The organism is Angustibacter speluncae, from assembly GCF_054777815.1.
In genome coordinates this window covers 25,126-35,080 of sequence record NZ_BAAHAF010000089.1, presented here as the reverse complement: position 1 = coordinate 35,080, position 9,955 = coordinate 25,126, and the positions used below count along the sequence as shown (strand labels likewise).

11 protein-coding genes are annotated in these 9,955 nt (G+C 74.1%); 7 read left to right on the top strand and 4 right to left on the bottom strand.

Annotated features, from left to right (window positions below; genetic code table 11):
• On the bottom strand, window positions 1–258 hold a 258-nt coding region (locus tag ACYVKY_RS11505; RefSeq protein ID WP_460435122.1), incomplete at its 3' end, for a PP2C family protein-serine/threonine phosphatase.
• A gap of 45 nt (window positions 259–303) precedes the next feature.
• Window positions 304–753 carry a DUF4396 domain-containing protein gene (locus ACYVKY_RS11500; RefSeq protein WP_460435121.1) on the bottom strand — a complete coding sequence of 150 codons (450 nt, stop codon included), beginning with the start codon at window positions 751–753 and terminating at the stop codon, window positions 304–306.
• Between the two features lie 161 nt (window positions 754–914).
• Between ACYVKY_RS11500 and ACYVKY_RS11495 the strand changes: the two genes are divergently transcribed.
• From ACYVKY_RS11495 to ACYVKY_RS11485, 3 genes are read left to right on the top strand one after another with little or no spacing between them, the layout of a single operon-like run.
• On the top strand, window positions 915–1,226 hold the full coding sequence (locus ACYVKY_RS11495; RefSeq protein WP_460435120.1) for a ubiquitin carboxyl-terminal hydrolase family protein: 312 nt from the start codon (window positions 915–917) through the stop codon (window positions 1,224–1,226).
• Window positions 1,223–2,899: an NAD(P)/FAD-dependent oxidoreductase gene (locus ACYVKY_RS11490; protein WP_460435119.1), complete on the top strand. Its 1,677-nt coding sequence runs from the start codon at window positions 1,223–1,225 to the stop codon at window positions 2,897–2,899. The genes ACYVKY_RS11495 and ACYVKY_RS11490 overlap by 4 nt, the downstream gene beginning before the upstream one ends.
• The gene (locus ACYVKY_RS11485; RefSeq protein ID WP_460435118.1) at window positions 2,899–4,368 is read left to right on the top strand and encodes an ATP-binding protein; all 1,470 of its coding nucleotides are present in this window, start codon (window positions 2,899–2,901) and stop codon (window positions 4,366–4,368) included. Before ACYVKY_RS11490 ends, ACYVKY_RS11485 begins: the two co-directional genes overlap by 1 nt.
• A gap of 46 nt (window positions 4,369–4,414) precedes the next feature.
• Here the strand turns inward: ACYVKY_RS11485 and ACYVKY_RS11480 are convergent, their stop codons facing one another.
• Together ACYVKY_RS11480 and ACYVKY_RS11475 are read right to left on the bottom strand one after the other, a co-directional pair.
• Window positions 4,415–5,770 carry a DUF4407 domain-containing protein gene (locus tag ACYVKY_RS11480; RefSeq protein WP_460435117.1) on the bottom strand — a complete coding sequence of 452 codons (1,356 nt, stop codon included), beginning with the start codon at window positions 5,768–5,770 and terminating at the stop codon, window positions 4,415–4,417.
• Window positions 5,767–6,897, bottom strand: coding sequence for an SPOR domain-containing protein (locus tag ACYVKY_RS11475; RefSeq protein WP_460435116.1), 1,131 nt, complete (start codon window positions 6,895–6,897; stop codon window positions 5,767–5,769). Before ACYVKY_RS11475 ends, ACYVKY_RS11480 begins: the two co-directional genes overlap by 4 nt.
• A gap of 220 nt (window positions 6,898–7,117) precedes the next feature.
• Here ACYVKY_RS11475 and ACYVKY_RS11470 point away from each other — a divergent pair, with 220 nt between their 5' ends.
• The 4 genes from ACYVKY_RS11470 (at window position 7,118) to ACYVKY_RS11455 (ending at window position 9,929) form a co-directional block, all read left to right on the top strand.
• Complete coding sequence (locus tag ACYVKY_RS11470) at window positions 7,118–7,507, top strand: hypothetical protein (protein WP_460435115.1); 390 nt, start codon at window positions 7,118–7,120, stop codon at window positions 7,505–7,507.
• A complete protein-coding gene (locus tag ACYVKY_RS11465; RefSeq protein ID WP_460435114.1) occupies window positions 7,507–8,436 on the top strand; it encodes a hypothetical protein in 930 nt (309 codons plus the stop codon). Before ACYVKY_RS11470 ends, ACYVKY_RS11465 begins: the two co-directional genes overlap by 1 nt.
• On the top strand, window positions 8,433–8,969 hold the full coding sequence (locus ACYVKY_RS11460) for a hypothetical protein (protein WP_460435113.1): 537 nt from the start codon (window positions 8,433–8,435) through the stop codon (window positions 8,967–8,969). Before ACYVKY_RS11465 ends, ACYVKY_RS11460 begins: the two co-directional genes overlap by 4 nt.
• 87 nt (window positions 8,970–9,056) lie before the next feature.
• Complete coding sequence (locus ACYVKY_RS11455; RefSeq protein ID WP_460435125.1) at window positions 9,057–9,929, top strand: Sir2 family NAD-dependent protein deacetylase; 873 nt, start codon at window positions 9,057–9,059, stop codon at window positions 9,927–9,929.
• Window positions 9,930–9,955: the final 26 nt, after the last annotated feature.

The following is a 9,955-nucleotide window of genomic DNA, read 5'->3' as shown; positions in this document are numbered from 1 at the left end:
GATCGGGCGCCCGAACTGCTCGCGCTCGGTGGCGTACCGGCGGGCCGCCTCGAACGCCGAGCGCACGACGCCGGCGGGGTCGTCGCTGCCGTCGGGGACGTCGGCGGCGGCCCGTGCCGCGAGCTCGCTGGCGACCTCGCCGCCGGGGTGCCCGCCCATCCCGTCGGCCACCACCCAGGCCGCGTCGGTGACCACGTGGGCGTCCTCGTTGCCGTCCCGGACGCGACCGACGTGCGTGCGCGCTGCTGCCCCGACCACACGCGCACCGTAGCCGACCCGGCGCGCGCCGGGTCGGCGTCCTCCTCAGTGGTGGGCGTGCACGACGGCGTGCCCGCGGCCGCGGGCGATGAGCGCCCGGTTGACCGGGACGGTCACGACGAACGCGACGGCGAGCGCGAACGCGAGCGAGCCCCAGAACAGCGGGCTCGCGAGCCCGGCCTCCATCGCCCCCGGGACGGCGAGCACGACCGCGTTGTCGACCACCTCCATGACCAGGATCGACACGGTGTCGGCCGCCAGCGCGATGCCGAGCGCGCGGCGCACGCCGAGGCCCGAGCGCAGCAGGGGCAGCATGGTGAGGGCGTAGCCGAACACGAAGGCGAGGCCGACGGCGAGGGCGATCGTCGCCACCGCGCCCCATCCGAGCGCCGTGCCGATCACCAGCCCGAGCACCTCGCCGACGGCGCAGCCGGTGAGGCAGTGCAGGGTGGCCGTGACCGCCGTCCGGGTCAGGCTGTGCGTCCCGTGGTCCACGTCGTCCTCCTCGCGTGTCAGTGGTACCCCCAGGGGGTATCTCGCGCCAACGCCACCTCGCGCCCGGGCATTCCCGGCCGTCTCGCGGCGTTGGCATGATGAGGCCCGCTGCCACCCAGCCGCGGGCCGTCGGCCCGCGACCCGCGCACGAGGAGGTCCCCATGGCGATGTGCGAGCACCTGGAGGCGGCACCCGAGCAGCCGCCGCAGGCCGTGACGCCGCAGGGCTGCGAGGAGTGCCTGGCCCACGACGGCCGCTGGGTGCACCTGCGCCTGTGCCTCGCCTGCGGCCACGTCGGCTGCTGCGACTCCTCGCCCGGCAGGCATGCGTCCGCGCACGGCGCCGAGACCGGGCACCCCGTCATCACCTCCTGGGAGCCGGGCGAGACCTGGCGCTGGTGCTTCGTCGACGAGACCGGGCGCGACCCGAAGGGCACCGCCGCCCGCGACGCCGCCGAGGGGACCCCTGCGTGAGCGAGGCGCGTGAGGGCGGTCGTCCGGTCCTGCTCACCGTCGACGACGACGCCGCGGTGTCCCGCGCCGTCGCGCGCGACCTGCGCCGCCAGTACGGCAGCGACTTCCGCGTGCTGCGGGCCGAGTCCGGGCAGCAGGCGCTCGACGCGATCAAGGAGGTCGCCCTGCGGGGCGACCAGGTGGCGGTGATCCTGGCCGACTACCGGATGCCGGCGATGAACGGCATCGAGTTCCTCGAGCAGGCGATGGACCTCGTCCCGGACGCCCGGCGTGCGCTGCTGACCGCGTACGCCGACACCGACGCGGCCATCTCCGCGATCAACCTGGTCGACGTCGACCACTACCTGGTCAAGCCGTGGGAGCCGCCGGAGGAGAAGCTCTACCCGGTGGTCGACTCGCTGATCGGCCTGTGGCGCAAGACGTCCCGGCGCTCGCGCACCCAGGTGAAGCTGCTGGGCCACCGCTGGTCGCGCCCGTCGTTCGAGCTGCGCGACTTCCTGTCGCGCAACGGCGTGCCCTACACCTGGTACGGCGTCGACGACGTCGAGGGCGAGCGGATGCTCGCGCTGGCCGACGCCACCCCCGAGGACGTGCCGGTCGTCGTCGCCCCCGACGGCACCGTGCTGCGGCGGCCCACGACGTCCGAGCTCGCCGAGGCCGTCGGCATGAGCACGACACCGAGCGGGGAGTTCTACGACCTCGCCATCGTCGGCGCCGGTCCGGCCGGCCTCGGTGCGGCCGTGTACGGCGCGTCCGAGGGGCTGTCGACCGTCCTCGTCGAGCGGCAGGCGCCGGGAGGCCAGGCCGGGCAGAGCTCGCGGATCGAGAACTACCTCGGCTTCCCCGACGGCGTCTCCGGCGGGCAGCTCACCGACCGCGCGCGCCGGCAGGCGCTGCGGTTCGGCACCGAGATGCTCAGCGCGCGCACCGTCACCGGGCTGCGCACCCGCGGCCCGGCCAAGGTGCTCACCCTCGACGACGGCAGCGAGGTCGGCGCGCACGCCGTCGTGCTGTCGACCGGCGTCTCGTACCGCGAGCTCGAGGCCGAGGGCGCGGCCGATCTCGTCGGCCGCGGCGTCTACTACGGCTCGGCCTCGACCGAGGCCGAGGCGTGCGCCGGGCGGCACGTCATCGTCGTCGGAGGTGCGAACTCCGCCGGGCAGGCGGCCGTGTTCTTCGCGCAGCACGCCGCGAAGGTGACCATCGCCGTGCGCGGACCCGACCTGCGCGCGTCGATGTCGCACTACCTGGTCGAGCAGATCGCGGCGATCGACACGATCGAGGTGCGCACCTGCACCACGGTCACCAGCTGCACCGGGTCGGACCACCTCGAGTGCGTCACGCTGCACGACGTCTCGACCGGCGAGGACGAGGTCGTCGACTGCGCCCACGTGTTCGTCTTCATCGGCGCGGCCCCCCGCACCGACTGGCTGCCCGACGACGTCGTCCGCGACGAGGCCGGGTTCGTCCTCACCGGCCCCGACCTCGCCGCGCACGCGCGGCTCCCGGAGGTCTGGGGACTCGACCGCGACCCGTACCTGCTCGAGACCAGCGTCCCCGGCGTCTTCGTCGCCGGCGACGTGCGCTCGGCCTCGGTCAAGCGGGTCGCCTCCGCCGTCGGCGAGGGAGCCCTCGCCGTCACGCTCGTCCACCGCTACCTCGGAGAGACCTGATGGATCCCGCCACCGCCGCGAACACGATCGACGTCCAGGAGCTGCGCACGCTGTTCCTGTTCGAGGAGCTCGAGGACGCGCAGCTGCAGTGGCTCGCCGACCGCGGCGGCGTCGAGCACCGCCGCGCCGGCGAGGTCGTGTACGCCGAGGGCGAGCCCGCGACCTGCTTCTTCGTGCTGCTCGAGGGGACGCTGTCGATGCGCCGCCTCGTGCAGGGCCACGACACCGAGATCAACCGCACCAACCAGCGCGGCGTGTACGCGGGGGCCACCACGGCGTTCGTGACGAGCTCGGAGGAGACCCGCTACATGGGCAGCCTCCTGGCCGTCACCGACTGCTCGTTCTTCGTCCTCGACGCGCCCGAGCTCGGGCACGCGGTGCGCGAGTGGTTCCCGATGGCGATGCACCTGCTCGAGGGCGTGTACGTCGGCGTGCGCCGCTCGAACCAGATCATCGGCGAGCGGGAGCGGCTGCTGTCCCTCGGGCGCCTGTCGGCCGGGCTCACCCACGAGCTGAACAACCCCGCCGCCGCTGCCGTGCGCGCGACGTCGTCGCTGCGCGAACGGGTCTCGAAGATGCGGCACAAGCTGTCGGCCCTCGCCGAGGGGCACGTCGACCCGGCCGTCCTGGTGCGGCTGGCCGCCGCGCAGGAGGACGCGATCGAGCGCAAGGCCAAGGCGCCCGACCTGTCACCGGTCGAGACCGCGGACGCCGAGGACGCCATCGGCGACTGGATGGACGAGCGCGGCCTGACCAACGGCTGGGACCTCGCGCCGGTGTACGTCGCCGCGGGACTCGACACCGACTGGCTCGACGAGGTCGCCGGCGACCTGCCGGAGGAGGTGCTCGGGTCGGGCCTGGGCTGGATCGCGTACGCCGTCGAGACCGAGATGCTCATGGACGAGATCGAGGACTCGACCGACCGCATCTCCAACCTGGTCGGCGCGGCCCGGCAGTACTCCCAGCTCGACCGCGCGCCGTTCCAGCACCTCGACGTGCGCGAGGGCCTGAAGAGCACCGTCGTGATGCTGCACCACAAGATCAAGGCCGCCGGCATCACCCTCGACAAGGACCTCAAGGACGACCTGCCCGTCGTCCCGGGGTACCCGGGTGAGCTGAACCAGGTGTGGACGAACCTGATCGACAACGCGGTCGGTGCGATGAAGGGCGGCGGGACGCTGCGGCTGCGCACCCGGGTCGAGGACGGCACCGACGGCGCCCCGGAGTGGGTGGTCGTCGAGGTCGGCGACACCGGCCCCGGTGTGCCCGAGGAGCTGCGCACGCGGATCTTCGAGCCGTTCTTCACCACCAAGCCGACCGGCGAGGGCACCGGCCTGGGGCTCGACATCTGCTACCGGATCGTCACCCAGCGCCACGGCGGGCGCATCGACGTCGAGTCCGAGCCCGGCGACACCCGCTTCGTCGTCCGGCTGCCCGTCCGCGAGACCCCGGCGGGCGCGTCCGGCTGACCGTCCCGTCCCTCGATTCGGGAGAGGGGGCGCGCGACCGCCTCGGTCAGCGGCGGTCCTGGTGGGGGAGCGAGGGCTGGCTCAGCACGGCCTCGACGCCGAACTCGTCGATCTCGGCGGCGATGCGTGCGGTCTCGCGGCGCTTCCACTCCGTCACGGCCTTGCCGGCGAGGTCGACCTGGGCGTCCAGGACGGTCTGCGCCGTGCGGACCTCGGCGTCGAGCTGGGTCGCCGAGCGCACCTTGGCGGCCTCCAGCGAGGCCTGCGCGACCGACATCGCCTCGGCGTGCTCGACGTCGAACCGCAGCTTGGCGCGGTCGATGCCGCGCTCGTCCTCCATCTGCGTGAGCTGCTCGTAGAGCGTCGGCTTGGTCAGGGCCAGCAGGGTCTTGAACAGGATCGGCAGGCACTCGATGGCGGTGAGGAACAGGAACAGCAGGATGTGGGCGAACTGCAGGATCCAGTTGTCCGTCGTCAGCCGGTGCAGGCCCTCGAGCCGGGCGAGCAGGCCGTCGTTGCTGGCGGTGGTGGCGTCGTGCGCCGCGACCTCGGCGTCGCGCTTGGACTCGGCGTCGTCGACCTGGTCGCGCAGGTCGTCGATGCGGGCCTGGTTGGAGATGGCGGTCTGCTCGGTCGAGGTGGCCACCGACTGGCGCACCTCGGCGGTCTTGGCGTCGAGCGCCGCCTGGAGCCGGTCGACCTCGCCGGCGAGCCGGTCGCGGCGGGCCTGCTTCTCCTCGAACGCCGGACCCGCGCCGATGACGCCGGAGCCGCAGGTGCCGTCCTTCTCGCAGGCGACCTCCTGCTCCGCGGCGTTGTAGTCGGCGGTGACCTGGGCGAGCTGGTCGGTGAGCGCGGCGACCTCGGGGTTGGCCGAGACGGCGTCGACGGGCGCACCGGCGGCGACGGCGAGCTCGAGCTCGGAGATCTCGGCCTTCATCTGGTCGATGTCGCGGAACCGGGGGTCGTTGTCGAGGCGGTCCTCGAACGCCTCGAGCTCCTCGGTGTGCATCTGGATCAGCTCGGCGTCGATCTCGGCCTTGAAGATCTGCAGCGTCAGCGGCGTCGACACGACCAGGCCGATGACGACGGCGAGCAGCACGCGCGGGGTCGCCATCGCCAGCGTCGCGCGCTTGGACGGCAGCCGCGGCGTCGACACGATCAGCCAGCGGTCGAGGTTGAGGATCGCCAGGCCCCACAGCGCGCCGAGCGCGACCGAGGCCCACACCGGGACGTCGAGCGCCATCCAGAGCGCGAGCGAGCCGGCGACGCCGGCCAGGCCCGCGGTGGTGAGCAGCGTCCCGCCGAGGCTCGCCTGCTTGGCGACGTCGCGAGGCGCGTGCGCCAGCACGTCGCGGTTCGAGCCGGCCACGGCCAGCAGGAAGCGGGTCACGGGGGTCACGTGGTCGTCCTGTCGTCCTCGGCGGTCACGGGGCGTGCGGTCGCGGTCGGGTCGGGCTCCGCGACGACCTCCTCCAGGGAGGTGTCGGCAGCCTGTCGCCCCGGCTGGAGCGGCGGGAGGTAGGAACCGGCGCGCACGAACCGCGATCGCGGGTGGCCGCGCAGCCAGCGCCCGAAGGACTCCGGGACCCCGAGGCCGGGCAGGTCCGGCCCGGTCGAGCGCAGCCGGTCCTGGGCCGCCAGCACCCGGTCCAGGTGCGCCAGGGCGGACGTCGACCCGCCCGTGGTCGACCCGAGGTCGATCTGGAGCCGGTGCACGGCCGGGCCGCGGCGCTCCGGCCGCGCCTGGGGCTCCGGCGGCAGGGGCGGCAGCGGCGCGGGCTCGGGGGCCTCGGGGACGACCTCGATCTCGGGGGTGGTGACGGCGGTGACGCCGGCCGCGTTCGAGCCGACGACGAGCACGTGCCGCGTCTCGCGCACCGCGACCGTGGTCTGCCCGTGGGACGGGAAGCCGGGGCGGCCGTCGACCACGACGGTGTCGGCGCCCTCGAGCGACCAGGTGACGGTGACCGGGCGCCCGGCGGGGATGCGGACCTCGCTCACCTCGAGCCGCAGCGCGCGGGGCGCCTCCAGGACGGGCGCGGCGACCGGCGTGGGCACCGGGCCGGCCGCCACCGGGACGGGGGCGGGCTCGGCGGCGACGACCGGGAGTGCGGCGGTGGGGGGTTCGAGCGGCAGCGCGACGGTGACCTCGTCGCGCTCGACCTCCAGGGCCGCCACCCGCTCGGCCTCGGCGGCCTGCGCCTCGGCGGCCTCGAGCTGGGCGGCCGCGTGGGCCTCGGCCTGCTCGCGGGTCCAGTCGCCCACGCCGGGCAGGACGTCGATGCCGAGCACCTCGCGCATCGTGCGGGCGCCCTCGACGCGGCGCTGCGGGCCGTCGACCAGGTACCGCAGCAGGGCGACGAGCAGGGTGAACGCGGACGCCACCACGACGCCGGCCACGATGAACGCCCAGGCCGACACCCAGGTGTCGAGGCGCAGGTGGGCGACGTAGACCCCGCCGACCAGCACCCACCACAGCCACGTGAGCACGTCGAAGCGCAACGGCTCGCGGAACAAGGGGTGCACAGGGCTCCTTCGGCCGATCGGGGTCCGTCCTTGAGCGCGGAGACCACCCGTCCGGGGGCGTGTCGCACCGTGCTACCGGTCGGTAACGCTACAACGGCCGCGCGACCGGGTGGCCCCTCGAGCGCCCGGGCGCCTGTGGACGGACCCCGGGCCGGGCGCGCGGACCGTCCTACGGTGGGAGCCGCGGCCGGGAGGTCCGGTCGCGGGGGACGGGGGAGCCGTGGGCGACGAGTTCTCGATCGACGACCTGCAGACGCTGCGCAACTACCTGGAGTGGATGGACGTGGTCGCCGACGACCTGCGCCACGTCTCCAGCTACGTCGTGAACACCGTCTGCGCCGACGACGGCTACCCGCGGCTGATGGAGCCGGTCGTCGAGGCGCTCGACGTCGCCGCCGGGCACTTCCAGGCGATGACGTTCGCGGCGATCGACACCTGGGAGACCAGCGAGCAGGCGCTGTTCGACATCGCCCGTGCCTACGACCGCGAGGACGGCCACGTCAGCCGGTACTTCCGGCACAGCGACGCCGAGCGCGAGCTCGAGCTGATCCGCCGGCAGAACGAGCTGCGGCAGCGCAAGATCGAGAAGGAGACCGGGGGGCTGTACTGATGGCGACCACCTTCGCGAACGTGACGCCGGTCGAGCTCGAGCCGGTCGAGGCCCCGACCGAGGAGCTCGAGCTCCCCGACAACCTCGACACCGTCGACGACGTCATCGACGTCGCCCGCGACTGCTACGAGAAGCTGCAGGGCCTGGCGTCCAAGGTCGGGCTGTCGTTCCCGGGCGACTTCCCCGAGGGCGGCATCGCCGAGTGGTTCATCGAGCCCGTCACCGGCGACTTCAACCGGATCGCGGCGGGCGGTCTGGCGGCCGGCGTCGCGGGCGACGCCCTGCAGGCGGTCGGCGACAACATCCTCGCGAACAACGCGAAGCTCGCGCTGTCGTGGACGGGCGACGCCTCGGTCGCGTTCGCGCTCAACACCAGCCTGTACGCGGCCGTCGCGCACGCCGCCGGGTTCCTGCTGGCGCAGACCAAGCTCGTCTTCGACGGCATCGCGACGGTCAGCCGCGAGTGCGGCGAGGCGCTCGGACGGCTGCTCGGCGAGCTGGTCGACCTGTGCGCGAGCATGGTCGAGTTCCTGGTGAAGAAGTTCTCCGGGGCGCTGGCGTCGGTGGGCAGCTGGATCCTCGACGCCCTCTCCGGCTTCGACGACGTCAAGGCGCTCTACTCGAACATCACCGAGGCGAAGGGCCAGATCGAGGCGCTGCTCGGCTTCAAGGACGAGGTCGAGGCGTACTACGAGGTGGCCAAGTCGTCGTTCGACGTGTTCTCCCAGCTGCGCGACCTGGCGGCGCTCCTGCCCGCGCTCGCGAACGACCCGTCCGGCAACGTCGACGACCTCGCAGGCGGCCTGGCCGGGCTGCGCGAGAGCATGCAGGAGCAGCAGGAGGCGATCGACGGGCTGCGCGAGACCATCGGCGACGACGCGCAGGACGCCGTCGACGGCGTCGACGCCGACGCGCCGGAGGCGTCGTGAGCACCGCCCCCGGTCCGCCGACCGCCGACCGCGACGCCCGGATGCTGGCGCGCGTGCGCGCGGTCGTCGCCGACCTCGAGGAGCGACGGCGCGCGCGACCCGACGAGGTCCTCGACGAGGGCCGGATCGCCCTGCTCGAGTCGATCACCGGCGCCGCGGACGCGAGCTCGGGGTACCGGCTGCTGCGCTCGCGGGTCGCGTCCGGTGCGACCACCTGGGACCGGGTCTGGAACGACACCCACGCCAACGGCCCGGCCGCGCTGCAGCTCAAGCTCGAGGTGGTGCAGCGGCTGATGGCAGGTCCCGAGCTGCGCGAGGCGCTCGACAACCTGACGACCGTCGACGAGGCCCTGCGCGCCGACCCCGACGGCGTGTGGCGGGAGGTCGCCGCCGAGCGTCGCCGCCGGCTCGCGCGCGGCGAGGAGGTGCCGGACGTGCCCGGGCTCGAGGAGGCCGGCTCGTCGCCGCCGCCCGTCCGCGCCCCGCGCCGGCCTCCGGCCGCCGACGACGGGTACGGCGCGGGCTCGCGCTGACCTCCCCGTGCTGCTCCCCGGGCCGTGAGGCACGATCGTGCGGTGAGCAGCACGCACCCGGTGGCCGACGTCGTCGCCTCCCGCACGGTGCACGGCGCGGTGCACGGCGACGCGGCGGCGCTCGCCGACCTGCTCGCCGACGGTGACGTCGTCGCCCTCACCGGCGCCGGCATGAGCACCGAGCCGCCCTCGTCGATCCCGGACTACCGTGGACCCACCGGCGTCGCGCGCGGCGCCACGCCCATGACCTACCAGGAGCTGCTCGGCTCCTCGCAGGCGCAGCGCCGCTACTGGGCCCGCAGCTTCGCCGGGTGGCCCGTGATCCGGCAGGCGCGGCCCAACGCGGGGCACGCGGCGGTCGCCCGCCTGCAGGGCCTCGGCGCAGTGGGCGCCGTCGTCACCCAGAACGTCGACCGGCTGCACCAGGCCGCCGGGGCCGAACCGGTGATCGACCTGCACGGCTCGCTCGACCGGGTGGTGTGCCTGGCCTGCCGCGACGTCAGCGACCGCGAGCAGCTGCAGCAGCGGTTGGCCGACGCCAACCCGGGCTTCGACGCGGGCGTGTTCGCGGGCGGGGACGGCGACACCGCCCAGGTGCGCCCGGACGGCGACGTCGAGCTCGTCGAGGCGATGGTCGAGGCGTTCCGGACCGTGCCGTGCCTGGTCTGCGACGAGGGCCCGCTCAAGCCCGACGTCGTGTTCTTCGGCGAGAGCGTCCCCAAGGACCGGGTGGCCCGCTGCTACGACCTGGTCGACGCCGCCCGGGTGCTGCTCGTGCTCGGCTCGTCGCTGACCGTGATGTCCGGGTACCGCTTCGTCCGGCACGCCCACAAGCTCGGGCGCGAGGTCGCGATCGTCAACCAGGGCCCCACCCGTGGGGACGGCGAGGCGACCCTGCGCGTGGACGCACCGCTCGGCAGCACGCTCACCGAGGTCGTCGCCCGGCTCGAGCGCCGGTGACCGGGTGCCGGTGACCCCGCGCTCAG

Bases quoted from the DNA above. Each gene is read 5' to 3' on its own strand.
- ACYVKY_RS11495 (WP_460435120.1), top strand. From the start codon at position 915: ATGGCGATGTGCGAGCACCTGGAGGCGGCACCCGAGCAGCCGCCGCAG.
- ACYVKY_RS11465 (WP_460435114.1), top strand. From the start codon at position 7,507: ATGGCGACCACCTTCGCGAACGTGACGCCGGTCGAGCTCGAGCCGGTC.
- ACYVKY_RS11485 (WP_460435118.1), top strand. From the start codon at position 2,899: ATGGATCCCGCCACCGCCGCGAACACGATCGACGTCCAGGAGCTGCGC.